Origin of the sequence: Cutibacterium granulosum (assembly GCF_900186975.1) — a bacterium.
Classification (GTDB): domain Bacteria; phylum Actinomycetota; class Actinomycetes; order Propionibacteriales; family Propionibacteriaceae; genus Cutibacterium; species Cutibacterium granulosum.
Genome location: NZ_LT906441.1, coordinates 1,645,575 through 1,670,880, shown reverse-complemented (window position 1 = coordinate 1,670,880; position 25,306 = coordinate 1,645,575). Strand labels below are relative to the sequence as shown.

At 62.9% G+C, this 25,306-nt stretch carries 22 protein-coding genes and 2 tRNA genes; 12 read left to right on the top strand and 12 right to left on the bottom strand.

Going from position 1 to position 25,306, the window contains the following annotated elements; translation table 11 throughout:
- The gene (locus CKV91_RS07140; RefSeq protein WP_021105804.1) at positions 1 to 990 is read right to left on the bottom strand and encodes a DMT family transporter; all 990 of its coding nucleotides are present in this window, start codon (positions 988 to 990) and stop codon (positions 1 to 3) included.
- Between the two features lie 435 nt (positions 991 to 1,425).
- Here CKV91_RS07140 and CKV91_RS07135 point away from each other — a divergent pair, with 435 nt between their 5' ends.
- On the top strand, positions 1,426 to 1,746 hold the full coding sequence (locus CKV91_RS07135; protein WP_021103447.1) for an ArsR/SmtB family transcription factor: 321 nt from the start codon (positions 1,426 to 1,428) through the stop codon (positions 1,744 to 1,746).
- A 255-nt stretch (positions 1,747 to 2,001) separates the two neighbouring features.
- Here CKV91_RS07135 and CKV91_RS07130 read toward each other — a convergent pair.
- Positions 2,002 to 2,078, bottom strand: a tRNA-Met gene (locus CKV91_RS07130).
- Between the two features lie 137 nt (positions 2,079 to 2,215).
- On the opposite strand from CKV91_RS07130, the gene CKV91_RS09410 reads away from it, so the two are divergent.
- The 7 genes from CKV91_RS09410 to serA all read left to right on the top strand — a co-directional run bounded on the left by CKV91_RS09410 (position 2,216) and on the right by serA (position 9,162).
- Positions 2,216 to 2,497, top strand: a complete 282-nt coding sequence (locus CKV91_RS09410; protein WP_155944902.1) for a hypothetical protein — start codon at positions 2,216 to 2,218, stop codon at positions 2,495 to 2,497.
- Positions 2,498 to 2,649: 152 nt separating this feature from the next.
- Positions 2,650 to 4,158 (top strand): ABC transporter substrate-binding protein, encoded by a 1,509-nt coding sequence (locus CKV91_RS07125; RefSeq protein ID WP_411430996.1) that lies wholly within the window; start codon positions 2,650 to 2,652, stop codon positions 4,156 to 4,158.
- Positions 4,155 to 5,189, top strand: coding sequence for an ABC transporter permease (locus CKV91_RS07120; protein ID WP_021105806.1), 1,035 nt, complete (start codon positions 4,155 to 4,157; stop codon positions 5,187 to 5,189). Before CKV91_RS07125 ends, CKV91_RS07120 begins: the two co-directional genes overlap by 4 nt.
- Positions 5,186 to 5,998 (top strand): ABC transporter permease, encoded by an 813-nt coding sequence (locus tag CKV91_RS07115; RefSeq protein ID WP_021103444.1) that lies wholly within the window; start codon positions 5,186 to 5,188, stop codon positions 5,996 to 5,998. Before CKV91_RS07120 ends, CKV91_RS07115 begins: the two co-directional genes overlap by 4 nt.
- Entirely contained in the window at positions 5,995 to 6,804 is an 810-nt protein-coding gene (locus CKV91_RS07110; protein WP_021105807.1) for an ATP-binding cassette domain-containing protein, read from the top strand. The genes CKV91_RS07115 and CKV91_RS07110 overlap by 4 nt, the downstream gene beginning before the upstream one ends.
- A complete protein-coding gene (locus CKV91_RS07105) occupies positions 6,801 to 7,631 on the top strand; it encodes an ABC transporter ATP-binding protein (protein ID WP_021105808.1) in 831 nt (276 codons plus the stop codon). Before CKV91_RS07110 ends, CKV91_RS07105 begins: the two co-directional genes overlap by 4 nt.
- 340 nt (positions 7,632 to 7,971) lie before the next feature.
- Positions 7,972 to 9,162, top strand: a complete 1,191-nt coding sequence (serA, locus tag CKV91_RS07100) for a phosphoglycerate dehydrogenase (RefSeq protein ID WP_021103441.1) — start codon at positions 7,972 to 7,974, stop codon at positions 9,160 to 9,162.
- Between the two features lie 82 nt (positions 9,163 to 9,244).
- On the opposite strand, the gene CKV91_RS07095 is transcribed toward serA, so the two are convergent.
- The 4 genes from CKV91_RS07095 to CKV91_RS07080 all read right to left on the bottom strand — a co-directional run bounded on the left by CKV91_RS07095 (position 9,245) and on the right by CKV91_RS07080 (position 13,326).
- On the bottom strand, positions 9,245 to 10,045 hold the full coding sequence (locus CKV91_RS07095; protein ID WP_065860651.1) for an inositol monophosphatase family protein: 801 nt from the start codon (positions 10,043 to 10,045) through the stop codon (positions 9,245 to 9,247).
- Between the two features lie 298 nt (positions 10,046 to 10,343).
- Positions 10,344 to 11,354, bottom strand: coding sequence for a ribosome small subunit-dependent GTPase A (rsgA, locus tag CKV91_RS07090; protein WP_021103438.1), 1,011 nt, complete (start codon positions 11,352 to 11,354; stop codon positions 10,344 to 10,346).
- Entirely contained in the window at positions 11,351 to 12,685 is a 1,335-nt protein-coding gene (gene aroA, locus CKV91_RS07085) for a 3-phosphoshikimate 1-carboxyvinyltransferase (RefSeq protein WP_021105809.1), read from the bottom strand. Before aroA ends, rsgA begins: the two co-directional genes overlap by 4 nt.
- Positions 12,686 to 12,717: 32 nt before the next feature.
- Positions 12,718 to 13,326, bottom strand: coding sequence for a DoxX family membrane protein (locus tag CKV91_RS07080; RefSeq protein WP_021103436.1), 609 nt, complete (start codon positions 13,324 to 13,326; stop codon positions 12,718 to 12,720).
- Positions 13,327 to 13,618: 292 nt separating this feature from the next.
- Here CKV91_RS07080 and CKV91_RS07075 point away from each other — a divergent pair, with 292 nt between their 5' ends.
- On the top strand, positions 13,619 to 14,341 hold the full coding sequence (locus CKV91_RS07075; RefSeq protein WP_021105810.1) for a sigma-70 family RNA polymerase sigma factor: 723 nt from the start codon (positions 13,619 to 13,621) through the stop codon (positions 14,339 to 14,341).
- Positions 14,338 to 14,607, top strand: a complete 270-nt coding sequence (locus CKV91_RS07070; protein WP_021103434.1) for a zf-HC2 domain-containing protein — start codon at positions 14,338 to 14,340, stop codon at positions 14,605 to 14,607. Before CKV91_RS07075 ends, CKV91_RS07070 begins: the two co-directional genes overlap by 4 nt.
- A gap of 96 nt (positions 14,608 to 14,703) precedes the next feature.
- Here the strand turns inward: CKV91_RS07070 and CKV91_RS10105 are convergent, their stop codons facing one another.
- The gene (locus CKV91_RS10105; protein WP_371415854.1) at positions 14,704 to 14,778 is read right to left on the bottom strand and encodes a 50S ribosomal protein bL37; all 75 of its coding nucleotides are present in this window, start codon (positions 14,776 to 14,778) and stop codon (positions 14,704 to 14,706) included.
- Between the two features lie 155 nt (positions 14,779 to 14,933).
- Here CKV91_RS10105 and CKV91_RS07065 point away from each other — a divergent pair, with 155 nt between their 5' ends.
- The gene (locus tag CKV91_RS07065; RefSeq protein WP_021103433.1) at positions 14,934 to 16,409 is read left to right on the top strand and encodes a sensor histidine kinase; all 1,476 of its coding nucleotides are present in this window, start codon (positions 14,934 to 14,936) and stop codon (positions 16,407 to 16,409) included.
- Positions 16,410 to 16,521: 112 nt separating this feature from the next.
- Here the strand turns inward: CKV91_RS07065 and CKV91_RS07060 are convergent, their stop codons facing one another.
- The 5 genes from CKV91_RS07060 to CKV91_RS07040 all read right to left on the bottom strand — a co-directional run bounded on the left by CKV91_RS07060 (position 16,522) and on the right by CKV91_RS07040 (position 23,604).
- Positions 16,522 to 16,773, bottom strand: a complete 252-nt coding sequence (locus CKV91_RS07060; RefSeq protein ID WP_021105813.1) for a WhiB family transcriptional regulator — start codon at positions 16,771 to 16,773, stop codon at positions 16,522 to 16,524.
- A 293-nt stretch (positions 16,774 to 17,066) separates the two neighbouring features.
- Positions 17,067 to 17,240, bottom strand: a complete 174-nt coding sequence (locus CKV91_RS07055; RefSeq protein ID WP_021103431.1) for a DUF6104 family protein — start codon at positions 17,238 to 17,240, stop codon at positions 17,067 to 17,069.
- A 165-nt stretch (positions 17,241 to 17,405) separates the two neighbouring features.
- A complete protein-coding gene (locus tag CKV91_RS07050) occupies positions 17,406 to 21,185 on the bottom strand; it encodes a multifunctional oxoglutarate decarboxylase/oxoglutarate dehydrogenase thiamine pyrophosphate-binding subunit/dihydrolipoyllysine-residue succinyltransferase subunit (protein WP_036957558.1) in 3,780 nt (1,259 codons plus the stop codon).
- Positions 21,186 to 21,514: 329 nt separating this feature from the next.
- Complete coding sequence (locus CKV91_RS07045) at positions 21,515 to 23,368, bottom strand: glycosyltransferase family 87 protein (RefSeq protein ID WP_157738754.1); 1,854 nt, start codon at positions 23,366 to 23,368, stop codon at positions 21,515 to 21,517.
- Positions 23,369 to 23,529: 161 nt separating this feature from the next.
- A tRNA-Arg gene (locus CKV91_RS07040) sits at positions 23,530 to 23,604 on the bottom strand.
- Between the two features lie 211 nt (positions 23,605 to 23,815).
- Between CKV91_RS07040 and lysA the strand changes: the two genes are divergently transcribed.
- A complete protein-coding gene (lysA, locus tag CKV91_RS07035) occupies positions 23,816 to 25,240 on the top strand; it encodes a diaminopimelate decarboxylase (protein ID WP_021105816.1) in 1,425 nt (474 codons plus the stop codon).
- Positions 25,241 to 25,306: the final 66 nt, after the last annotated feature.

Genomic DNA, 25,306 nt, shown 5'->3' with positions numbered 1-25,306 from the left:
TCAGTTTACCTTACTCATATTGGTTGTTGTAGAAATATTGACGGGTAAATTTTCGGTTGACGCTTTTCGGAGAGTTTCTCGTCTAATGAAGTAGTTGTTGCAAATCAAAGAAAATATGGTGATTGCTGCACCTCCTATCTGGACTGGATGTGGTACTTTCCCAGTGATGGCCGAGACGGTGAACGCCGTAATGGGTACGACATCCATAAACAGGGTGCCGTTGAGAGGTGTTAAAATTTTGTTTCCGATATTCCACGCAAGGACACCAATAAAACCGGCCACCAAGCTCATGTAGATCAGATGTGGAATGGTGTGGATGACTTCTATGCCGCTGGGAACAGGAACTACGCTGCTTCCAAGCAGTCCGGCGGTAATGACAACCGCGCTGCCAAGACCCAGGGCAGTGGTGATGGTCGTGTAACGTACTGGGCTCAAGTCTGGTAGGTAGGATGCACCTGCTGTGTAGATTACCCAGCACAGCGCGCCGAGAATAATGAGGATTTGCGGGCCGAAATCCTGTGGGTGTTTGACGAGTGAGGCAAAGTCTCCTCGAGTGATGACAAGGAGTACCCCAGAGAAGGAAAGCAGGATGAAAAACAGGACAAACAGCTTGGGTGTCTTTCTACGAACGATCCAGTTGAACAGGAAAGCCTGGAGGGGCATCGTGGCCATCATGATGGAAGCAGTGAGAGCTCCTTCTGCGCCGGCCAGGCGTTGTCCTTCGAAGACAAGGAACTGGTAGCCGGCGAATCCACATGTCCCGAAGAACCATGCTTTCAAAAGAGAAGCCGTGTCGAGGGGAATTCGATTCGGTTCCTGACGGCAAAGAACAAGGTAGAAAAGAGCTCCGGCGATCGCATAACGCATGCATGTGAAGGTATAGGTATCGATATGCTGGAGGGCCGATGTCATTACTGGAAACATTCCGCCCCACGACATGGTAGCGAGCAGACAGAAGGCTATCCCTTTTTCAAAATTTTTATTCGTCATGCATTTAGATCTTTCTTTACCGCAAGAGTAAATTTTTCGGCTTTGATATTCTAGTTTCTTGTTTTTAAGAATAATTGCGTTTACGATTATTTCCATCAATATTAGAGGTGTAAGGTCAGTCTTTGGGCTTCGAGTGGTGTACCATTCGGATGAAATAATGAATTGAACGCTGGCCGAGGGGCCGCTTCGTTCTGGAATAGAGATCTGAAGGATTCAGGTAGATGACGGTCAGTTCGGACCGGTTCTATGCTGGTGAAGTTGGAGATAGGGGGCGGGGAGTGTGTGGAAGTTGGCGGTGTTTGACGGGAGAGTAGGGCGAGCTTCTATAGGGGGTGCGGGCTGCCAGGCGAGAGGGTCATCAGCCACCTCATATTTTGTAATTTCTGGAAGAAGCATACAACAAGGGCAATGCGATGTGTCAAGGAGGTCGTGAGAATGGGCAAGTATGAAGATCAGCCTGATCGGGAGGCGATCAGGCTGGTGCACGTGTGTCGGGCACTGGGTGATCCTTTGCGCTTGGAAGCAGCGGCGCTGCTGTTTGAAGCCGGGGAGTTGCGGTGCGGTGATCTAGCGAAGTCTTTGGGGGTGCCCCTCTCCACCTTGTCTCCGCATTTGAAGACCTTGCGCGAAGCTGGAGTGACTTCAGCACGTAAGGAGGGGACAACAAGATGGTCCAGCTTGCGGGTAGATGACCTGAACGCCCGATTTCCCGGACTGGTCACCGCGTTGGTTGCAGAGAGATCTGACCACTCCTGAGCATTTGGTCGGCCCCGTAGCCCGTGCCTGTAGGCGAAAGTCTCATGCGGAGCCGGCCAATCACTTTGAGTCCTAGGTGATCAAGCAGACACTATTGGGTCTGAGAGATCTTTGCTGATGCGATGAGGATTTTTCAGTCTAGGTGATATGATTCGTCGGGATTTCTTGGAAAGTTAGTGAAATTTTTGCTGCTATCAGCTGGCGTGCCCGTGTGAACGTAAAAATCCCCGCCAACCCTAGAGCTGGCGAGGAACGTGGTAGCGGGGACAGGATTTGAACCTGTGACCTCCGGGTTATGAGCCCGGCGAGCTACCGAACTGCTCCACCCCGCGTCGACTCGTTTCACTATACACATGTCTGCGGTGCATGCAAAATCGAGCCACAAGACGCAGTGTGGCCCCGAGAAGCAGCAGTCCGGTCACCGCGAATTCGCCGAGATCACCGCAGTGACAGCCTGCCCACGTGCGTCGTGACTGCTCTGCTCACCTGCCACCGGCATGACATGCCTCAGGCCCATACTTCTCGTGCCCTTCTGCTCGCCCACTGGTTCGACGCCATGGCCACGGTGGGGGAGCGTCGATCCACACACGTCCCCCACGTGCCGTTACCCATCTTTCATGCCGTTGCCATCGCCCTGATCCTGGCTGGTGGTGTCGACGCGATCCCAGACGGGCAGTGTGGTCTCGATGGGATGGGCCGCCAGCGGCTGGTGGAGCAGGGACTCATTGCCGTGCATCGCAGGTTGCAGTGAACTGTGGCACCTGACCAATTTTCGTCCTCCAATGCTGTGGAGAACGTTCGTCCGAGGCTGGATGGGCGTACATAGTATGACTGCCAAAGCACGGCCCAATCAGGGTCGTCAGGCAGAAAAGGACCAACGCAAGAATGAAGCGTCTGTCAAGGATGATGGGGTTCTTCCTCACCCTGTGCCTGGCAGTGACGGCAACAGGTTGCTCCCCACATTCTTCCAGCAATGAATCGGGAGCCTCCAGCAATGAATCGGGAGACAAACCTGTGGTCGTTGCAGCCACTGCAGCTCCACCGACATTGGACATCACACAGAATGCCGCTGCGGCGATCGCCCAGGTATTGCTCTACAACGTCTATGAGACATTGACGAAGATCGACGACAATGGTGATCTCAAACCATTGTTGGCACGGTCGTGGCAGCAGAGCCCCGACGGTCTCACCTACACCTTTCACCTTGATCCTGCGGCCCGATTCGCCTCGGGGGCACCAGTGGACGCCAAGGCGGTTGCCGCATCCCTGGACAACAATCGTAGGAACGGTATCGCCGTCACCAAGGCCCAACTCGGTTCCATCAAGACGGTGCGTGTCAAGGATTCCCACACCGTCGTGCTCAACCTGAGCCACCCGGACAATTTCCTGCTGTTCTACCTGGGGTGTTCCGCCGGCGTCGTCATCGATCCCACCGTCAAGACCGACCTTGCCACCCATCCGGCGGGATCGGGTCCCTACGTCGTCACGGATTTTCGGCCCGGACACTCGGTCGATCTCGCCTCCTCCCCACAGGCGTGGCACCTGAAACCCAGGGTGTCGCACGTGCAGTTCCTGTACTTCGCCGATCCCACCCCCGAGACCGCTGCCCTCATGAGTGGTGACGTCGACATCCTTTCCGATCTCGCCACCCCACAGGCATTGAGCCGGTTCCAGGATCCGTCCCGCTACGACGTCATCACCGGCACGACGAACTATGAGGTCGTCATGGGGATGAACAATCAGTCCAAGGCGTTGTCCGACAAGCGCGTTCGCCGTGCGATAATGCATGCCATCGATCGGAAGAACCTCATGAAGGCCGTGACGAACGGGCAGGGGTCGCTCATCGGTTCCATGGTCCCACCGACCGACCCGTGGTACGAGGACCTGGCGGGCAAGCTGCCCTACGACCCGGACCAGGCCCGTCGTCTGCTCAAGGAGGCTGGCTACGGCAATGGCCTCTCCCTGCGGATGCGGGTGCCCACCCTGCCCTACGCCACCACCTCGGCGCGCATCATCTCCAGTGAGTTGAAGCAGGTGGGAATCACCCTGGTCACCGACGAACTCGAGTTCCCCGCACGCTGGCTCGACGCCGTCTACACCCGTGCCGACTACGACCTCACCATCGTCGGACACTTCGAGCCGCGAGACATCGTCAACTGGGCCAACCCGGACTACTACTGGCGGTACGACAACCCGCAGTTCCAGAAACTCGTCACGAAGGCCATGACCGGTCCGGCCAATGAGGTCAACGACACCATGAAACAGGCTGCACGCATCCTCAATGACGACGTCTCGGGCGGGTTCCTCTACCTCATGCCCAAGACCACCGTCACCCGAGCTGGAATCACCGGCCTGGGACACAACGCGACCTCACTGAGCTTCGACCTCACCGGATTGGAGGACAAGGCATGAGTACTCCGCGCAACACAGCACGTGCCACCGCTGGTGGACCGTCTTCCCGTGGCACCAGTACGGCTGGCCGCACGGCACGTCTCATCGGCAGACGACTGCTCGGTCTGGTGGTGAGCCTGCTCGTCGCCTCGATCATCATCTTCGCCCTGCTCTCACTGCTTCCCGGTGACGTGGCCCAGGTGATGCTCGGCTCCAATGCCGACCCGAAGATGGCCGCCCAGCTGCGCGAGCAGTTGGGCCTGGACGATCCCCTCCTCGTGCGCTACTGGCACTGGCTCTCCGGGTTGCTCACCGGTGACCTCGGCACCTCGGTGCTCAGCGGCCAGGAGATCGCCCCACAGATCGCCGAGCGGTTGGCCGTCACCGGCTGGCTGGTGCTGCTGGCCGTGCTCATCGCCCTGCTGCTGTGCATCCCCATGGGGGTGCATGCCGCGATCCATCGTCGTGACGTCCGAGGATTCCTCACCTCGGCCCTGGCCCAGTTCCTCATGAGCGTGCCGGCCTTCCTCGCCGGACTGCTGCTCATCCTGCTGTTCGCCATCGAACTGCGCTGGTTGCCGGCCGGTGCCTACGTGCCGCTGCGGGAGAACCCGGGGGAGTGGATTCGTCACCTCATCCTTCCTGCTCTGGCCCTCGCTCTCGTCCAGGCTGCCGTCATGAGCCGCTACGTGCGTTCGGCGTTCATCGACGTGCTCACCGACGACTACCTGCGTACCGCACGAGCGGCCGGATGGACGTTGCGTGGTGCCCTGCGCCGGCACGGACGTCGCAATGCGTCGATCTCGCTGGTGACGGTGCTCGGGCTGGAGATCTCGAGCATGCTCGTCGGCGCCATCGTCGTCGAGCAGGTGTTCGTGGTGCCGGGGCTGGGCAGCTTCCTGCTCGACGCCGTCACCTCGCGTGACATCCCCGTCGTGGCCGACGTCGTCATGGTTCTCGTGGCACTCGTCCTGCTCATCTCGTTCCTCAGCGACGTCGTCACGGTGAGCCTGGACCCCCGTCTTCGTGTGGTGAAGGAGGCATCGAAGTGAAACGCACTGGACTGGTGGTTGGATCCACCCTCGTCGCCCTCGTCGTCATCGCCGCCGTCGTGTCCTGCTTCTGGACCCCCTACGACCCCAACCTCGCCATCCCACAGGATCGGCTGCTCGGCCCCAGCGCCCAGCACTGGCTGGGCACCGACCAGGTGGGTGCGGATCTGCTGAGTCGTATGCTCGTCGGCGCCCAGACCTGTCTGCTGGTCGGCGTCGTCTCGGTGCTCATCGCCGCTGGCATCGGTGTGCCGTGGGGCATTGCCACCGCCATGGTCCCTCGCCCGTGGTCCACGCTGCTGGCGCGGGCTGCCGACCTGCTCTACGCCTTCCCCGCGTTGCTGCTCGCCATCATCCTGGCTGCTGCGGTGGGCGGGTCCACCTGGACCGGCATGATCGCCATCGGGGTGGCCACCATCCCGGTCTTCGCACGGATCAGTCGAGTCACGAGCCGCCAGGTTCTCGGTGAGGACTACGTCGTCGCAGCTCGATCCAGTGGAACAGGGTCGTGGCGCATCGCCGTGACCCACGTGCTGCCCAACATCGCCCCGCTCATCGGGGTGCAGGCATCGGTGTCCTACGCCGTGGCCATCCTCGCCGAGGCGGCGCTGAGCTTCCTCGGGTTGGCCACCCCGGCCAGCGTGCCCACCTGGGGACGGATGCTCCACGACGCCCAGTCCTACCTGTTCTCCAACCCGGCACTGACGATCTGGCCGGCCCTGGCCATTGCCGTGGCGGTGCTCGGTTTCAATCTGCTCGGTGACGGATTGCGCGATCTGCTCGATCCAAAACTTCGGGAGGTGCGATGAGTCTGCTGCAAGTGCGAGACCTGCACGTCGATTTCGGACGACACCGTCGAGTTGCCGTCGATGGCGTCGACCTCACCATGGAACCCGGTGAACGGCTCGGCCTCATCGGCGAGTCCGGCTCCGGCAAGTCGGTGACGGCACTGTCCATCATGGGGCTGCTGCCCGGCAACGCCCACGTCAGCGGGTCGGTGACCTGGCGTGGTGAGGAGCTGCTGGGCATCTCGGATCGGAAGATGTCACGACTGCGCGGCACCAGCATGGCGATGGTGTTCCAGGAACCCATGACGGCCCTGGACCCGACGATGAGGGTGGGCCGCCAGATCGGGGAAGTCGTCGCGCTGAGCGGTGGACGACGTGCCAACACCCGCGAGGTCGTGCTGGGCATGCTGGAGACGGTCGGCATTCGTGAGCCCCGACGCGTGGCCCAGGCATACCCACACCAGCTCTCCGGGGGGCAACGTCAGCGGGCCCTGCTCGCCCTGGCCCTGGTCAACTCCCCGGACCTGCTCATCTGTGACGAGCCGACCACCGCACTGGACGTCACCGTCCAGGCCCGGGTGCTGGAAACCATCGACGACGTCCTCACCAGGGTGGGAGCCGCCTGCCTGTTCATCTCCCACGACCTCGCAGTCGTCTCCCAGGTCTGTGACGAGGTCGTCGTCATGCACCAGGGGACGTTCGTGGAACGCGGGGCGGCACGCACCGTCTTCAACGACCCGAAGCACCCCTACACCCGCCGTCTGCTGCGTGCTGCTCGACTCGACGCCGTCGAACCGGGCCAGCCGATCGTCTTGGAGGACCGATGAGCGCCACCGTGAACACCCCGATCATCGAGGCGAGGAATCTCAACCTGCGACTCGGCACCGGTGCCAACGCCGTCCAGGCCTTGGACCACGTCAACCTCACCATTGCCCGCGGCCAACGTCTCGGCGTCGTCGGTGAGTCCGGATCGGGAAAGTCGACCCTGCTCAAGGTGCTGGACGGGCTGCGTCGCCCCGACGAGGGGGACGTCCTCTTCGCCGGCTCGTCGATCCTCGCCTCGCATGCCGATCTGCGCCCGCTGCGCGCCCAGGTGTCGATGGTCTTCCAGGATCCCCGGTCCTGCCTGGACCCGCGCATGAGGGTGGGCCGGATCATCACCGAACCGCTGCGCTCCCGCATGCTGCGCGGCACGGTGGACGACGTTCCCGACGCACTGGAGCGAGTCATGACAGAGGTCGGTCTCGACCCGGATGATCGCGACCGGTACCCCCACGAGTTCTCCGGCGGTCAGCGACAACGTATCGCCATCGCCCGGGCCCTCATCACCAACCCGACGGTGCTGCTGGCCGACGAACCGGTCTCCGCGCTGGACGTGTCGGTACGCGCCCAGGTGCTCAACCTGCTCACCCGTCTGGTGGACGAGCGCGGCCTCACCTTGGTGCTCGTCTCACACGACCTCGCCGTGGTGCGACATCTGTGTCAGGAGGTGGCCGTCATTCAGGACGGCCGGATCGTCGAGTCCGGCAATCTCGCCCAGGTCTATGCCGAACCCCGGCATGATCTCACCCGTCGGCTGCTGGCGGCCGTGCCCACCATTCGAGGCCTGGACGAGGACCGGACGTGGGGGAGGGCTGCAGCACCACATTCCTGAGCACTGCTGCCTCGACCGTCCCGATGCAGGGGTGACGACACGATGGACGTCACCCCTGTGCCCGGGTGCCCTGTGCCCGCAACGTCATGGCAGCCGCGGCAGGGCAGCTCTGGGTACCTTCCCGTCCTCGCCGAGGTTTCCCGTCCTCGCCGAGGTGCAGTGGTGACGCTGGCCCGTCCTCGCCGAGGTTTCCCGTCCTCGCCGAGGTGCAGTGGTGACGTTGGTCGGGCCATTCGTCGAGGGTGCTGGGGACCGCCTCCTCGCACGGGCGCGATGAGCACACAACCGTGGTGGTTTCATCCCGTGAGACGCGGTGCGTCCCCTCCCTAGACTGGCCTGCATGAAGGCGCTTCTGCTCGAGAACATCCATGACGAGGCTGTACGAACCCTGCGCGAGGCTGGTTACGAGGTTGAACGTGTCTCCGGGGCACTGGGTGAGGACGAACTCATCGAGGCACTCGACGGGGTCGACCTGCTGGGCGTTCGATCTCGCACCCAGGTCACCCCCAAGGTCGTTGCGCAACGTGGTGAGACGTTGACGGCGGTGGGGGCCTTCTGCATTGGTACCAACCAACTTGCCCTGGATGATCTGGCGCGTGCCGGGGTGGCGGCGTTCAACGCCCCGTTCTCCAACACCCGATCCGTGGTGGAGCTGGTGATCTCCGAGATCATCGCCCTGGCCCGCAGGTTGGGAGATCGCAACACCCAGATGCATCACGGGGTGTGGCGCAAGTCCGCCATCGGGTCGCACGAGGTGCGTGGGCGCACCCTGGGCATCGTCGGGTACGGAAACATCGGTGCCCAGATCTCGGTGCTGGCCGAGGCGCTCGGTCTGAGCGTCATGTATTACGACGTCGCGGACAAACTCCCCATGGGCAATGCCCACCGCTGCGACAGTCTCGAGGAACTGCTGCAGTCCGTCGACGTCGTCACCGTCCATGTGGACGGACGCGCCGACAACACGCTTCTCTTCGGTGAGCAGGAGTTCTCGATGATGCGGCCGCGGTCGCTGTTCCTCAACCTGTCTCGCGGACATGTCGTCGACGTCGCTGCGCTCGCGGACAATCTGCGCACCGGACATCTCGCCGGGGCCGCAGTGGACGTCTATCCCAGTGAGCCCCGATCCGGCGATGAACCGTTCGTCTCCGAGCTGCAGAGCCTGGACAACGTCATCCTCACCCCGCACGTGGGGGGATCGACCCAGGAGGCCCAGATCGACATCGGTCGTTACGTGGCTGGCAAGCTCATCGACTACAGCGAACGCGCTTCGACGAGCATGAGCGTCAATCTTCCCGACATCACGACGGGCGCCACTCCCGGGGCGCGCATCGGACACCTGCACCTCAACATGCCCGGCATCATGGCAGACCTCAACCGGTTGGTGGCCGATCACGGCGGCAATGTCACCTACCAGGCGCTGGCCACTCGCGGGGAGCTGGGGTACACGGTGCTCGACATCGACGAGACCGACCGGGAACTGTTGGTCGACGTCACCCGTCTGGAAGGCACCATTCGCGCCCGAGTACTGTGAGTGACGAGTTCCGAGGTTGCTCATGGGGCCCGTTCCTCGATGGTGCCCCCATGAGTGAAGGCCCCGAATGCGGGTGCCGATCCTAGGCCGTATGTGCCCCGGAGCCCAGAATGGTCATGGCCTGCTCGTGCAGCAGACCGTTGCTTGCCAAGGCGTCTGGTCCCCATGGGCCGGGCTGGCCGGCAACGGTCGTGAACGTGCCGCCAGCTTCTCGCACGATGACGTCGAGGGCGGCCATGTCGTGCAGATTGAGTTCGGGCTCGGCGGCAAGATCGACGACTCCCTCCGCCACGAGCATGTAACTCCAGAAGTCCCCGAAGGCCCGGGTGCGCCACACCGTCGCCATGAGTTCGGCGAATTCATCCCCGCGATCCGATTCATCCCACCCGTGCAGGGACGAGTACGACAGGAACGCCTCGCGCAGGTCACTCACCGTCGAGACGTGGATGGGCGATCCCTCATCGACGCACGGCCCGCCGGCCCATGCTCCGTGGCCACGTGCCGCCCACCAGCGCCGGTGCAGGGCCGGTGCCGAGACGACCGAGGCAACCACCTCGTCACCCTCGGCCAGGGCAATGAGGGTGGCCCACACCGGAACCCCGCGGGCATAGTTCGCAGTACCGTCGATGGGGTCGATGATCCAGCGTCGCGGCCCGGAACCGGTGTCGGCCCGTTCCTCACCGTGGACGGCATCGCCGGGTCGGGCTGCCGCGACGATGCGTCGTGCGGCATCCTCCACGGCCAGATCGGCGTCGGTCACCTCGCTGTGGTCCGCCTTGTGGTCGATGCGCAGGTCGCTGGCCCGGAACCGAGCCAGCGTCAGGGCATCGGCCTCATCGGCAATCCGGTGGGCCAGGGCAAGATCGTCAAGCACGTTCACCATGACCCAAATCTACGCGGTGGACGTGTCGTGCCGGAGCTCTGATCGACAGGCGGATGGCGGCGTGGCGGTTCCCGACACGGGGACCACCGGCATGGGGCAGCCAGGTGCACGCCACGGACACATGGCCAGACATCGGGACCACCTGGCACGGGTAGGCAGCGTCGATCGGTCCGGTCTCAGGTGAGCGGCGTGCGCGTCGATGGGGCCGTGGATGGTGGCTGTGTCCGGGAGCTGGTGTGTCGTCCTAGCTGCTGCGCTCGCTGCAGGACTGTTCGGAAACCCTCAGGGATGAAGGTCCTCAGGAGTTGGAGGGGTTCGCCTGTCGAGCAGCGTCCAGCCTCCGAAACGACTCCAGCCGGATCGGCCGGATGAGCCCGTGCTCGACGGCCCGGTCCAGGGCACATTCCGGAGAACTCGTCAGATGCTCACATCCCCGCGGACACTGGGCGGTGATGGGCTCCAGATCACCGAATGCGGCGAGGATCCGGTCAGCCGTCACATGGGACAGTCCGAATGATCGAACCCCTGGGGTGTCGATGATCCACCCCCCGCCGGGCAGCTCGAGGGCCTGCGCAGAGGTCGAGGTGTGTCTGCCTCGTCCCGTGGCATCGTTGACGTGCCCCGTGATTCGTCCGGCACCGGGCACGAGAGCATTCATGAGCGTCGACTTGCCCACCCCGGAGTGACCCACCAGGACGGTCGTCCGGTCGGTGAGCATGTCGCGCACGGGGTCCAGATCTGCTCCGGGTCGGGTCGTCACCACCGGTACGTCGAGTGACCCGTACAGCTTCATGAGTTCGTCGGGGTCGGCCAGATCTGCCTTGGTGAGGCACAGCACGGGATCAACCCCGGCGTCATAGGCGGCCACGAGCACCCGGTCGATCATGCCCACGCGTGGCTCGGGCTGCGCGAGGGCGGTGACGATGAAGATCTGATCGGCGTTGGCGACGATGGCCCGCTCATGGGGGTCGGTGTCGTCAGCTGTACGACGCAGGACGGTGCGACGTCGCTCCACCTGGGGTATTCGAGCCAAGCTGCCCTCGGCCCCTGACGTGTCACCGTCCAGTCTGACCCGATCACCGACGATGACGGCCTTGCGGCCAAGACTGCGAGCCTTCATGGCGACGAGATCGTGGTCGTCCAGGCGGCACGTGTAGCGCCCGCGATCAATGGCGGTCACCTGACCAATGGGCAGCTCGGAGTAGTCGGGACGATTCTTGGTACGCGGACGGGACCGCCGCCGGGGGCGATCAAAGGCACTGTAGTCGTCGGTGTCGATACCGGAACTGGCCAGCCGGCGTGGGCTCATGGGCATCCTTCCACTAGGTGGGACCACATTGCAGGAAAGTGTGGCATCGTCTTGGTGGTGCACGAGACGTCGTCGAGGACGACTCCGGGCACGAGCAGCCCCACGAGAGCAAGGGCGTGCGCCATGCGGTGATCGGCACAGGTGTGGACGAGCCCGCCGGTGAGGCCCTTGGCTCCGGGGCAGCCGTCATGTCCACACCCGGTGATGACCACCCCATCCTCGGTCTGTGAGACGTCGCCCCCCAGTGTTCGAAACTGATCCTCCACAGCTGCCAGCCGGTCGGTCTCGTGACCGCGGATGTGTGCGACCCCTCGGATCCTGGTGAGTCCATCGGCCAGCAGACCGAGTGCCGCGACGACTGGGGTCAGCTCGCTGGCGGCGTGCAGGTCGACATCGATTCCATGCAGCTCACCGCCGGTGACGCGCACCACATCGCCGCACCGATTCACGATGGCCCCCATCCGGGTGGCCATGTCGAGGAAGATCGTCCCGGGCTGGTCGGTGACGCGTGGCCAGCCGGGAACCTCCACCGATCCGCCGGTCACCATTGCTACGGCGAGGAACACTGCTGCGTTGGTGAGATCCGGCTCGATCGTCTCGTCCCGGCCCTGCACCGGACCGGGGTGGACCACCCACCGGCACGGTTCCGGCTGCTCGACGCGCACACCACGTCTGGCGAGCATGGTGCAGGTCATGTCGATGTGGGGTCGGGAGGGTAGAGCCGCTCCAGTGTGTCGTAGGTCGATCCCGTGTGTGCAACGCGGTGCAGCCAGCAGCAGGGCCGAAACGAATTGACTGGACTGGGCAGCGTCGATCTCGACGACTGGTCCGCCCAATCGTGCCGGGGCGTCCACGGTGAGGGGGAGGGTTGCGTGTGATGAGTGTCCTGCCCCGCGAGATTCGTACCTGCATCTGGCTCCGAGCTGACGCAACCCCGTCACCAGGCCGTCCATGGGGCGCCGTGCGGCGGCCTCATCACCAATGAACCGAGTGCGTCCCGCCACGGTGGCGGCCAGCGCCGGCAGGAAACGCATGACCGTTCCGGCGAGCCCACACTCGATGGGGTGCACGGCGTGGTGCAAAAGCCTTGGAGCACGCACGAGCACTCGTCCGGGAGCCGGCACCGAGAACCGTGCCCCGAGAGCTTGGAGACCAGCCATCATGAGCTCACTGTCCCGACAACGAAGCACGCCGTCGAGCACGCTGTCACTGCTGCTCGTGGCGGCAAGCAGCAGAGCGCGATTGGTCTGGGACTTCGACCCGGGAACGACGACGCGTCCCGTGAGCTCGTGAGGAGCCCGCGGGACGGCCCACGTCGTCTGTGTCGTCACTCGGGAGGACGGTTCCTGGAGTTCTGCAGTTCTCAGCTGCGGGCAGCAGCCTTCTTCTGCATCTTCTCAGCGGTCTTGCGAGCCTTCTTCTCCGCCTTGGCGATGCGCTTGCGAGCCTTGCGGCTCATCTTGTCCTGATTGGCTGCCAGCGACGCCTTCTGATCGCGAGCCGAGCTCTCGAGGCGATGCTTGGTGTTGGCGGTACGCCAGGCAAGGCCAGGGCGTCCAGCGGTGTCCTTCGAGGCCATGAGGCTGGCACCCAGCAGGGAGACATTGCGCAGCAGCACCGAACGACCTGCGGCGCGTTCCGCCTTCGGCAGAGTCTTGTCGGGGATCGAGGCGATGACGTGCGGCACCATGGTGGTTGCGACCACGCTGGCACCGAGACGACGCCCCAGCCCGGTGGCCATGGCAAGACCACCTGCTGCCTGGGCGGCACCGGTGGCGCGCACCAGGGTGCGGGTGTCATCGGGAATGTATCCCCCCACAGAGGGGAGGGTGCGCTGAAGCATGGGAACAAGCTTGTCAGCGACAGGTTCGGCTTCCTCGACGAAGTCATTTGGTTTGAGGGCAGCATTCGAACCCTTGACGATGAAGTAGCTGGAGAACAGAACTCGTCCCAGTCCGCGGATGATGCTCATAGCTGTATTCCTACCGTGTGAGAGACCGGGGCGATGCGCCCCGGTGAAGCTGTACCGACACCTCACTGTAATGGGTCGCGCGACATGTCTTGGCCAATATGGGCAAGAACCGTTCGGGATCAGGGAATACCGTGCCATGGGAGACGTTGCAACCGACATGGAATCCCTCACACGTGCTGGTACCACGCAAGCCCGGTCAGCGACCGCTGATCAGTTTTCGAGGCAGCGATTTCGCGGCCCGTCGGGGCGTGGTTACGCCAATTGCGATTGGAAGCAGCTAAGATCCTACGTGATGACGATTCCGACCGGCGGGCAACCGCTCCCCAGACACTCCGACCCCTCCGGACATGGTGGCCTGTCCGAACCTGCTGGGGCAGTTGACGTTGCCAAGGAAACCGATGAGGAACGCGCCGCTCGATTCGAGCGAGACGCCTTGGGATACCTTGACCAGCTCTACGGTGCCGCCCTGCGTATGACACGCAATCGGGCGGATGCCGAGGACGTCGTCCAGGAGGCCTTCATCAAGGCGTTCTCCTCGTTCCACCAGTTCAAGCCGGGGACCAATCTCAAGGCATGGCTGTTCCGGATCCTCACCAACACCTACATCAACGGTTATCGCAAGGCCCAGCGTCGTCCACAGACTGCCGATGGCGATGACGTCGAGGACTGGCAGATCGCCCGAGCCGCCTCCCACGACGCCACCGGGTTGCGATCTGCCGAGGTCGAGGCGCTTGACACGATGCCTGACGAACGCATCCGAGAGGCGCTCGACTCCCTGTCCGACGACTTCCGTCAGGTGGTCATGCTTGCAGACGTCGAAGGCTTCGCATACAAGGAAATCGCGGAAATCATGGGGACTCCGATAGGAACGGTGATGTCTCGGCTCAATCGGGCTCGAAAACAATTGAGAGCCCAACTCACCGAGGTGGCTGGGGCCCGTGGTATCGGTCCGATGGCGGGCCAGATCAGCGATGAGACCTATGAGCCGTTGACCATGATGCAGGAGCGAGCATGAGCATGTCCGAAAGCGAGCGCACCACCGGTCCGTGTCCGGCCCTGGACTGTCAGTGGGTCATTGACCATCTCCAGGCCTTCCTGCACGATGAACTGGGCGAGGAGCAGGCCAACGCCTTCCGTCATCACATCGACGCCTGCGACGACTGCATGGAGCAGGCCGACATCGAATCGACGATCTCCCATCTGCTGCACCGATGTTATCCACCGGCCCACGTCTCGGAGACATTGCGTGCCAGGGTCGGTGCTCTGCGCGTCACCTTGTGAGTCCGTTCCGGCAGGAGCCTGCAGGAGCAGGAGAATCGCACCATGAAAAAGTGCCTCTCCCGACGGGGTGAGGCACTTTTGCATGGAAACCGCGGTTCAGGCGTTGGGACGCTTGCCGTGGTTTGCTGACTTCTTGCGACGTGAACGACGTTTACGTCCAGTTTTACCCATGGCGTTCTCCTCCTAGTTGACCCCCTCCGGGCACGGAGGGACCACGCGTTGGCGCAGCAACGAGGATACATTGTGCCTCATCGGTGTGAGGTGCATCAACTCAGGGGAGCCACCCCGGAAGCGTCGCGTCTTGAACTGTGGTTAGTCTTTGTTTCATGGCGGGAATCAACCATGTAGCACTGGAACACTGCAATCTGGGGCCGGACGACATCGCTTGGCTCAGGTGCCTTGTTGACGAGTGGCAGATTCTCGCCGACTGCTCGTTTTCAGACCTCATTCTCTGGCTCCCCACCGATGACCCCGCCGTGTTCTGGGCAGGAGCGCAGGTGCGTCCAGACACCGGGCCAACCGCGCTGGAGTCCGACGTCGTGGGCGAGTTCACGGCATATGACGACGAAGCCCTGGTCACCGAGGCCTACATGAGCGTCGACATGTGCGAGACGAGTGACAACAAGATCTCCGCCGGTATCCCGGTGGACGTCTGTGCCATTCCCGTCCTGCGTGGTGATCGAGTCATCGCCGTCGTCGAGCGGCACACCAATCGAATGGGGGTGCGAGCCCCCGGCTCCACCGAGGACAATTATCTGGAGATTGCCAACATCCTCTCCGAGATGCTCTACCACGGCGAGTTTCCCATGTTCCCGTCATCGAACCCGGCGCTGGCACCGCGCATCACCGATGGCGTGATACGTGTGGCGACGACCGGTACGGTCACCTATGCAAGCCCCAATGCGGTGACGGCGTTTCGCAAGCTTGGTCTGACCGGTGACCTCGAGGGGGAGCCATTCCTCCCGGTGGTGCGCAGTTTGTGTACCGACGTGCAGGAGATAGGCCAGTCAATCGGTCTGGATCTCGAGGGTGGCAGCCTGCGCGAGACCGACATCGAGAACAAACAGGCCACCCTGCGTACCCGAGTCATTCCGCTGTACTCGTGGTTGGTCGGGCAGAAGGTGACTGCCGGGACGATGCTGCTGGTGCGAGACCTCACCGAGCTGCGCAGTCGAGACCGTCAACTCGTCACCAAGGACGCGACGATTCGTGAGATCCACCACCGGGTGAAGAACAATCTGCAAACCGTGGCCGCCCTGCTGCGGTTGCAGTCTCGACGCGTCACCAATGAGGACGCTCGTCAGGCTCTCGAGGAGGCCAAGGAACGGGTGGCCTCGATCGCCGTCGTCCACGAGATCCTCTCGCAGAATTTCGACGAGGAGGTTGCCTTCGACGAGATCGCCGATCGGATCCTGCATCGGGTCGGCGATGTCGCAGCCTCCAGCGGCGAAGTGGTTGCATGCCGGGAGGGGAGCTTCGGCATGGTCAATGCCGACGTGGCCACTGCGCTCAGCCTGTCGATGACCGAACTGTGCCAGAACGCCATCGAGCACAGCTTTGGCTCGTCATCGGGTACGCTGAGCGTACGGCCACACGTGACCGATGATGCACTCGTCGTGGAGATCGTCAACGACGGGGAACCGCTGCCTGAAGGATTCAGCCTTGATGCGCATCGCTCGTCACTGGGGTTGTCAATCGTGACCACCCTCATCGGGGATCTGGGGGGCGAATTCACCCTGACGAACAACCCCGGCGACGTCGGCACCTGTGCGACACTGACCATTCCGCAGTACAAGGCGTGAGCCATGGGCAGCCGTGTCGCAGGTGTTGCCGGTGACGCGTGCGACGGGGCATCACGGGCGAGGCGTCATCAGGACGTTCGCTCCGCCCCAGCAGGTCGGCTGGTGGGTTTCTTCAGGATCGACGTGTCCGTCCTCGTGACTTGCGGCGCTTGATGGCGCGGCGTTCCTCCTCGCTCATGCCACCCCAGACGCCATGGTCCTGACCAGCCTCCAGGGCCCAGGCCAGACACTGTTCCCGCACTTCGCACCGGGTACAGACCTGCTTGGCACGCTCGATCTGGGCGAGAGCAGGGCCAGTGTTACCGATGGGGAAGAAAAGCTCCGGGTCCTCGGTCAGACAAGCTGCGTTGTGGCGCCAGTCCATTCGCCATCTACTCCTTAGTCCTGGCAGGTGCCAGGTGCAGTTGGTCACATGCCAGCAGTACTATTTTCGGGCAACCATGAAAGTGTGCCAATGTCAGCCTGCTTTGGCAAGGGGTTGGGAAAAATTCGTGCCTATCCAGTGGGTATCCCGGACCAGGAGAGTGAAATACTCTCGACCACACTGTATTTCGCCGCTGTGTGGGGTGCCGCGTTTTCTGAAAAATCGTGGCCTGCCCCTGCATGGTGAGGACGTTCCCGGACGATCATCACGGCGTCGAGTGAGTCAGAGCATGATCAGTCATCGTCATCCATGCGGGCAAGCCACGTGGCAAGTCGCTCGATCGGTAGTTCGAACTCAGGATTGATGTCGACGAAGTGGCGCAGCTCGTCAGCCAGCCAGTCCAAGCTGACTTCCTCGTCGCCCCGCCTGCGCTGCAGTTCCTCGATGCCACGGTCAGTGAAATACACGACGTCAATACTAGGTGGGCTCATGATCCGGCAGGTGGATTCGGCAGATGTCATGGGCGAACTGCACAGGGGCTGCCACGTAGCTGAAACATTGGTAATGGGGCTGAAACGTTGGTGGTGGGGAGGCACCCACCACCAACGCCGTGCGTCTGAGTGGGCCCCGGATCACTCCGTGGTGAATGCCTGGTCCATGAGGGTCCGCTGCTCCTTGAGGTGGATGCTCTGCTGACCCACCGATGGCGCCGAGGACTCCGGGCGTGCCACGACTGCCATGCGATCCAACAGCCCCCCCGGGAGCTTGGCAGAGAGCTCAGCCGCCAGGTGGTTGTTCATGTACGGATACGCCCCTTGGTTGATGGGTTCCTCCTGCACCCAGCGCACATCGGTGACGTGCCGGTAGTCGGCCAGGACGTGGGCCAGCTCGTCCAGCGGCAGCGGGTAGAGCCTCTCCATGGTGACAATGGCGACCTTGCCCTCCAGCCCGCGCTTCATACGCTCCTTGACGAGCTCCCAGCGCACCTTGCCCGAACACAGGATGAGCTCGCGCACCGCAGAGGGATCGGTGATCGACGGGTCGGCGAGCACCGGCTGCCAGGCGCCCGAGACGAGTTCGGACGGATCCGAGGTGGCCGCCTTGTTGCGCAGCATCGACTTCGGGGTTGCGATGACGACAGGGCGATGCATGTTCTTGTAGGTGTGCTGGCGCAGCAGGTGGAAATAGTTGGCCGGTGTCGAGGGCTGGCAGATTGCCAGCTGCCCCTCGCTGGCGAGGTTGAGGAACCGTTCGATACGTGCCGAGGAGTGATCGGGCCCCTGCCCCTCATATCCGTGTGGCAGCAGGAGGACGACTCCGGAGTGCTGGCCCCACTTGGTTCCAGCAGAGGCGATGAACTCGTCGATGATGGTCTGGGCACCATTGGCGAAGTCACCGAACTGTGCTTCCCACAGCACCAGGGAATCTGGGCGAGCAACCGAATATCCGTATTCGAAGCCCATGGCAGCATACTCACTGAGCAGTGAGTTGTAGATCTCGATCTTCGCCTGCTGACCACGCAGGTGATTGAGCGGTATGTAACGCTCGTTGGTCCGGTGGTCGATGATCGTCCCGAACCGCTGTGAGAAGGTGCCGCGGGCCGAGTCCTGACCTGCCAGGCGTACGTGGACCCCCTCGATGAGCAGCGATCCCAGTGATGCGGCCTCGGCCGTGGCCCAGTCGATCCTGCCCTCGCGCAACATCGTGGCGCGTCGGGCCAACTGCGGAGCAACCTTGGGATGTGCGGTGAAACCCTCCGGCAGGGATTCATGGACCCTGATGACGTCGTCCAGGACGTCCTGGGTGATGGCGGTGGCAGTGCCGATGTGGCCCTTGGCAGGGTACTTCGGCACCGTCGAGATCGCCGGGCTGGTGGAGTTGGCATCACGCACCTCGGCGAACACCGTTTCCAGACGGCTGCGGAACTTCTCCATCACGGCCTCGGCATCCTCGGTGGTGATGTCGCCACGGCCGATGAGGCTCTCGGTGTAGAGCTTGCGTGTGGAACGTTTCTTGTTGATGAGCTCGTACATGTGTGGCTGGGTGAAGCTGGGGTCATCACCCTCGTTGTGACCCCGCAGCCGGTAGCACACCAGATCGATGGCGATGTCACGGTGGAACGCCTGGCGATAGTCGAAGGCGAGCTTCGCAGCCTGGACGACGGCAGCCGGATCATCCCCATTGACGTGGATCACCGGGGCATCGATGGCCTTGAGGACGTCGGTGCAGTAGGTGGCGCTGCGACCCTCGTGCGGAGTTGCGGTGAACCCCACCTGGTTGTTGACGACGACGTGAATCGTGCCACCGGTGCGGTAACCCTCCAACCGGCTCATCTGAAGCGTCTCGTAGACGACCCCCTGCCCGGCGAATGCCGCGTCCCCGTGCAGCAGTACGGGCACGATCGGGAAGTTCTCCGGATTGCCCAGGCTGTCGAGCTTGGCACGCACGATTCCCTCCAGCACCGGGTCGACGGCCTCGAGGTGGCTGGGGTTGGCGGCGACCGAGGTACGAATGCGTTCCCCGGTGTGGGATTCGAACTCACCTTCGTAGCCCAGGTGGTACTTGACGTCACCGGACCCCTGGGAGTTGACGAGCTCGGCATTGCCCTCGAACTCCCGGAAGATCTGGCTGTAGGACTTGCCGACGATGTTGGCCAACACATTGAGGCGACCACGGTGCGGCATGCCTATGCAGACCTCGTCGAGGTTATCCGCGGCGGCCATCGAGCACAGCCCGGCGAGCAGGATGATCGCGGATTCCGCTCCTTCGAGGCTGAACCTCTTCTGGCCGACGTACTTGGTCTGCAGGAAGGTCTCGAAGATCTCCGCCTCGTTGAGCTCGTCGAGGATGCGCAGGTGGGTCTCACGGTTCAACGGGGTGTGTTCCTTCTCGCACCGTTCCTGGAACCATCTGCGTACCTCGTGGTCGTCGATGTGCATGTACTCGATGCCCATGTGACCGGCATAGGAGTCACGCAGAATGGTGAGGATCTCGCGCAGGGTGAGGGCGTCGCGGTGCACGCCGGCGAAATTGTTCACCGGGAAGATGCGATCCAGGTCCCACAGGGTGAGTCCGTGACTGTTGAGCATGACGTCGTGGTGGAACCGTGGTCGGTACTCCACGGGGTTGGTGTCGGCGACGAGGTGGCCGAATCGACGCCAGGCATCGATGAGTTCGACGACACGCGCCTGCTTGTCGACCTGGTCGGGACGATTCGCCAACCGATCGGTGGCCCACTGCACCGGGGCGTAGGGGATGCGCAGTGACTCGAAAATCTCTTCGTAGAATCGGTCGGCACCGGTGAGGAGCTCGTGGATGCGGCGCAGGAACTCACCGGACTGGGCACCCTGGATGATGCGATGGTCATAGGTGGAGGTGAGGGTCGTCACCTTGGAGATGCCGAGCTCGGCCATGCGTTGGTCGGAGCCACCCTGCCACTGCGCCGGATAGTTGATGGATCCCATGCCGAGAATGCAGCCCTGGCCGGGCATGAGACGCGGCACCGAGTGGTTGGTGCCGATACCGCCGGGGTTGGTGAGCGAGGCAGTGACCCCCCTGAAGTCCTCGACGGTGAGGGAGTTCTCCCGACCACGGCGCACGATGTCCTCGTAGGCGTCCCAGAACTGCATGAAGTCCATGTTCTGGGCGTCACGGATGGCTGGCACGACGAGTTTGCGGGAGCCGTCCTTGGCATTGACGTCGATGGCCAGACCGAGGTTGATCGACGGGTTCTCGATGAGGTGGGGCTTGCCGTCGATCTCGGCATAGGCGTTGTTCATCACCGGCACGGCCTTGAGGGCCTGCACCATGGCGTAGCCAAGGATGTGGGTGAAGGAGATCTTTCCACCCTTGTTCTGACGCAGGAAGCGGTTGATGAGCATTCGCTGCTCGATGACGAGCTTCATGGGGACGGTGCGCACCGAGGTGGCCGTCGGCATGGACAGTGACTGTTCCATGTTCTTGGCGGTGCGCATCGGTGCACCCTTGAGCTTCAGCGTTCTCGGCTCGGCCACGGTCTGTGACGGTGCGCTGTGCACGGCATCAGGAGTGAGAGAGGTGCGTGACGATGCGGCGGCACTCATGGTGCTGGCCTTCTTCCTGCTGACAGTGGCTGAGGTGGGGGAGGGTGGCTTGGCGGACGGGGCAGGTTCGCTGGTTCCCGAACCGTCATGCGGGGCCTGATCCGCGCCATGCTGCACTGGTGCAGTACCAGTACCTGCCGATTCCGAGTGGTTCGTGTGTGCCGAGGCAACCGGTTGGCTGCTCGTCTCGGTGCGGAAGAACCTCGCCCATGCCGGGCCCACGGAGTCGGGGTCCTTCTGGAACTGTTCCCTCATGTCGTCGATGAGCCAGTCGTTGGCTCCGAAGTCCAGCTCATTCGTTGAGTTGACCTGTTCGGTGGAGGATGCCACCACTGCCTTCTTCCCTGGTCGTACCGCCCGTGCGGAACGCCACTCCGCTCAAGCGTCGCTGCTCATGGGGCACCGAGAAGCTGGCAGGCCTCTCGGGTCGTGCGTGATGGCTGCAACCGACAGGGCCCTTCCCATGACTGCAGCCATCGGTGGACGAGACTCAGGATGAGTTCCGTTCCCCGGCGTCATGACCATCTTTGCATGTGACATGCGTCACAGGAAGTCGATTGACCACATTCACCAGATCCGGGGAGGGTTTTCACCGTCGGGGGAACCACTCCTCTCCTGGGTGATGCCAGAGGTGGTGCAACCGTCACGCCTCATGGACGTCACCGGGCGGCACCAGCTGCTCGACGGGGCACGTTGGCCTCGTCAGCCGTCCTGCTGACTGCCACATTGGAGATCCTGCGTCGCGGGGCAGACGACTCCAGATGAGCCGGTCGGGACGAGGAGCTGAGGTTTTGGGGTTGGTCGCTGCTGCTGCGTTTCGGGGCGGCGATGGTTCCAGACGTGACGAGCATGGTGCCATTGGTGGCCCTGGGGGAGGCGTTGCCGTATCGATGGGTGGTCCTCATCCAAGGGGTCTCGGTGCGGGGCTCTGGAAGAGTCATGGAGGATGGTCCGCTGGCTGCGTGACGTGCTGACGTTGTCGCCTCCTGCGCAGTGGTACGCCGTGCGAATCTGGACGTGCGTCGACTCACATCACTATGGTGTTCGGGCCGCACGAGCGGGGCCGAGGCGGATTTCTCGGTGGAGCGTTCGGCAGTGGTCGTACCAGCGGGGTCTGGATCGTCCAGCGGAGTCGGTGAGGACGTCCTCTCCCGGGGCCTGACGTCCTGACTGGGTCCTGGCGGGGTGGGATGACCGTCGTCCTGAGCAACGGTGTCGGCGTTCCCGTCCTGCCGAAGGCTGAGCACCAAGGCTCCCACGGAGGTGAGCAGGGCGAGGACGATCAAGAGATTGCGGGCGACGAGTGTTGCAGTTGCCTCGCTCGTGGGATCATCACCGATGATCTGGCCGTACATGAGTGGGTAGACGGCCTGGGTGAGCAGAGCGATGAGCACCAGCGTCGCTGCGGTGACCAGGGCGAGGGTTTCGATCGCCCCACCGGGCTGGACGTCACGATCCGGATCGGGCAGGAAATCATCCAGAATGGCGGCCATCGGTGCAGCCCACCAGATCATGTACTGCGGTGACAAGGTCTTGTTGGCCATGATCATCGCCCCCACGATGACGATTGCCGACAGCACGGCCGTGCGATGGGAGAACCCGTTCCGGCGCCAGGCGAGTACTCCCAGCAGGATCGTCCCGGCCAGGGTGAGGACCATGAGCAGTGACGACATCGTCTGCCAGAAACCCACCCCTGGTCCAGTGATCTCGAAGGCATTGAATCGGCTCATGCCCACGTGGAACGCTCCGGTGTCGTCGGCAAGGCGACGGATCATCGGAATCGTCGACTGGACGGACTCGATCTGCAGACCACGATCGGACTGCCACGTCAGCGGGGAGGTGGTGCGCTGCCAGCCAGTGAGCAGCAGTGAACTCAGGCCGAGTCCGAATCCAACGACGAGGAAGGAGACGAGTCGGCGGATGGCTTGTCTCGACCTGCCCAGCATGGGCACGATGAGCAACGCAGGCCACAGTTTGAGAGCAGCACCACAGGCGATCATGGCTCCACATGCGAGGGGATGCCGTTTGTGCCACAGGGCGGCCAGACCCATGCAGACAGCCGGGACCATGTCGAAGCGGAACCACATGATCGGCCCGAGGGCAGGCACGAAGATGGACCACCACACCGCACCCCACCGTTTTCCGTTGCGCCACAGCGCCATGGCCATGACGGCGTCCAGGACGAGCATGATGACGACGAAGAGCTGATTGAAGTACTGCACCTGCTCGCCGACGGAGAACCACGTGAGTACTCGCATGAACCACAGCACCGGTACTGGGTACTCAATGAGCATTTCCTTATCAGTGTGCCCGCCTGTCAGCCACGCGCGGTAATAGTTCACGTCCCCGGTGATGTAGTTGCTCGAGGGGTTGCTGAACACCTTGAGCATGACGAGTCGGCCGAGCACCCACAGGAGGACGACGGCCACAATGGTGAGCAGTTCCCGTCGGTTCTGGGTGGATGAGGCAGCGCGCACACGACGCCACAGTGGTACGGAAGGATCGGCAGGCACGCTGGCAACCATAGCCAATTGATCTGAGAGCATGAAAACGAGGATGTTCGTTCTCGGCGCTCAGATGTACCTGGGCGTACCTGCGGGGTAGTCATGGCCCATGAGGCGTCCGTCTCCTGGGAGGACGGTAGGCAGAATCCTGAGTGGTTCGCGTGATGCCGTGGCGCCCCCACGAGGACTCGAACCTCGGCACCCGCCTCCGGAGGGCGGTGCTCTATCCGCTGAGCTATGGGGGCTGAATCTGATGCTCCAGACCGCAATCACCCAATATAGACCAGAATGTCGCAAAAACCTACTCGACCCTCATCTTCCACGCTGGTACCGTCCCTCGTCTCCTGTTGTCCCCGCGCTTCTCGTTCGACTCTCGGTTCCCGTCTCGAGGGGCATGAATGTTCCCACGGCGTGGACACGGCACATCTTTCACCCGTGCTCTGGCAAGGTGGGAGTATGACTCACATGCACGTCGCAGGCTCGGTCCATGCCGATGTCGCCTCACCGAGCCCCACCTGGCTCACGGTGCCGGCTGACGTCAATTCCCTTGACCGGGAACTGTGGAGCACCACTGTCACCAGGAACGAGCAGGGAGCTCTGGAGGTGGGAGGGGTGTCCGTCGTCGAGCTCGCCCAGCAGCAGGGAACCGCTCTCTACGTCCTCGACGAGGAGGATTTTCGGGATCGTGCCACGTCCTTCCGGCAGGCCTTCGACGGATGGGACGTCTACTACGCCGGCAAGGCATTCCTCACTCGAGCCATTGCCGGGTGGGTGCACGACCTGGGGCTGTGCATGGACGTCTGCACGAGTGGGGAACTCGTCACCGCCCTCGAAGGAGGTATGGACCCCGAACGCATTGGGATGCATGGCAACAACAAGTCCGTCGACGAACTGCGGCTGGCCCTGAGCTCGGGAGTGGGACGGGTCATCGTCGACTCCCTGGACGAGATCGATCGTATCGAGCAGCTGTGCCGAGAACTGGACTGCACAGCTCGGGTGATGGTCCGTGTCACCCCGGGCGTGGAGGCCCACACCCATGAATACATCGCCACTGCCCACGAGGACCAGAAATTCGGCTTCTCCATTGCCAATGGGGCGGCAATGGTGGCCATGGTGCGCTGCTTCTCCAGCCCGGTCATCGATCTGGTGGGGGTGCACTCCCACATCGGGTCACAGATCTTCGACACGGGTGGTTTCGAGGTCGCGGCACGACGCACCATGAAACTTCTCGCCCAGTTCCAGCAGGCCACTGGCCACGTGCTGCCCGAATTGGACCTCGGCGGTGGGTTCGGCATTGCCTACACCTGTCAGGACACCCCATCCACCTCGTCCCAGCTTGCCCACGACCTCACCGAGATCGTCGAGCTCGAGGCCCGGGCTCGCAATCTTTCGGTCCCACACCTGTCGATCGAGCCTGGCCGGGCCATCGTCGGTCCGACGACGTTGGCCCTGTACACGGTGGGAACAGTCAAGCCGGTGGACCTGGACGGTGGTGCCCAGCGGGTCTACGTCTCTGTCGATGGAGGGATGAGCGACAACATCCGCCCCGCGCTCTATGCCGCGGAGTACTCGGCCGTGCTGGCAAATCGGCGCTCACAGAGGTCTGCGGTGTTGTGCCGCGTCGTCGGCAAGCACTGCGAGGGAGGCGACATCGTCGTGCGAGACGTCTATCTGCCAGCCGACGTGCGGCCCGGCGACCTCATTGCAGTTCCCGGTTCAGGGGCGTACTCACGCTCCATGGCGAGCAATTACAACCATGTTCCCCGCCCCTCGGTGGTCTCGGTGCGCGACGGGACGTGTCACACTCTGTTGCGCCGGGAGACCATTGACGATCTGCTTGCCCTCGATGCAGGTGCGGTCGTGACTCGGGTTGATCGGTAACATCGGACTGGACTCCTGGTCCACGTGTGACCGGTCATGTGGAACGATTGACGAAGTTGGAAGTGT

Excerpts from the sequence above, each read along its gene's own strand:
- CKV91_RS07140 (WP_021105804.1), bottom strand. The coding sequence starts at position 990 with ATGACGAATAAAAATTTTGAAAAAGGGATAGCCTTCTGTCTGCTCGCT.
- CKV91_RS07135 (WP_021103447.1), top strand. The coding sequence starts at position 1,426 with ATGGGCAAGTATGAAGATCAGCCTGATCGGGAGGCGATCAGGCTGGTG.
- CKV91_RS07125 (WP_411430996.1), top strand. The coding sequence starts at position 2,650 with ATGATGGGGTTCTTCCTCACCCTGTGCCTGGCAGTGACGGCAACAGGT.
- CKV91_RS07120 (WP_021105806.1), top strand. The coding sequence starts at position 4,155 with ATGAGTACTCCGCGCAACACAGCACGTGCCACCGCTGGTGGACCGTCT.
- CKV91_RS07110 (WP_021105807.1), top strand. The coding sequence starts at position 5,995 with ATGAGTCTGCTGCAAGTGCGAGACCTGCACGTCGATTTCGGACGACAC.
- CKV91_RS07105 (WP_021105808.1), top strand. The coding sequence starts at position 6,801 with ATGAGCGCCACCGTGAACACCCCGATCATCGAGGCGAGGAATCTCAAC.
- serA (WP_021103441.1), top strand. The coding sequence starts at position 7,972 with ATGAAGGCGCTTCTGCTCGAGAACATCCATGACGAGGCTGTACGAACC.
- CKV91_RS07095 (WP_065860651.1), bottom strand. The coding sequence starts at position 10,045 with ATGGTGAACGTGCTTGACGATCTTGCCCTGGCCCACCGGATTGCCGAT.
- rsgA (WP_021103438.1), bottom strand. The coding sequence starts at position 11,354 with ATGAGCCCACGCCGGCTGGCCAGTTCCGGTATCGACACCGACGACTAC.
- CKV91_RS07080 (WP_021103436.1), bottom strand. The coding sequence starts at position 13,326 with ATGAGCATCATCCGCGGACTGGGACGAGTTCTGTTCTCCAGCTACTTC.
- CKV91_RS07075 (WP_021105810.1), top strand. The coding sequence starts at position 13,619 with ATGACGATTCCGACCGGCGGGCAACCGCTCCCCAGACACTCCGACCCC.
- CKV91_RS07070 (WP_021103434.1), top strand. The coding sequence starts at position 14,338 with ATGAGCATGTCCGAAAGCGAGCGCACCACCGGTCCGTGTCCGGCCCTG.
- CKV91_RS07065 (WP_021103433.1), top strand. The coding sequence starts at position 14,934 with ATGGCGGGAATCAACCATGTAGCACTGGAACACTGCAATCTGGGGCCG.
- CKV91_RS07060 (WP_021105813.1), bottom strand. The coding sequence starts at position 16,773 with ATGGACTGGCGCCACAACGCAGCTTGTCTGACCGAGGACCCGGAGCTT.
- lysA (WP_021105816.1), top strand. The coding sequence starts at position 23,816 with ATGACTCACATGCACGTCGCAGGCTCGGTCCATGCCGATGTCGCCTCA.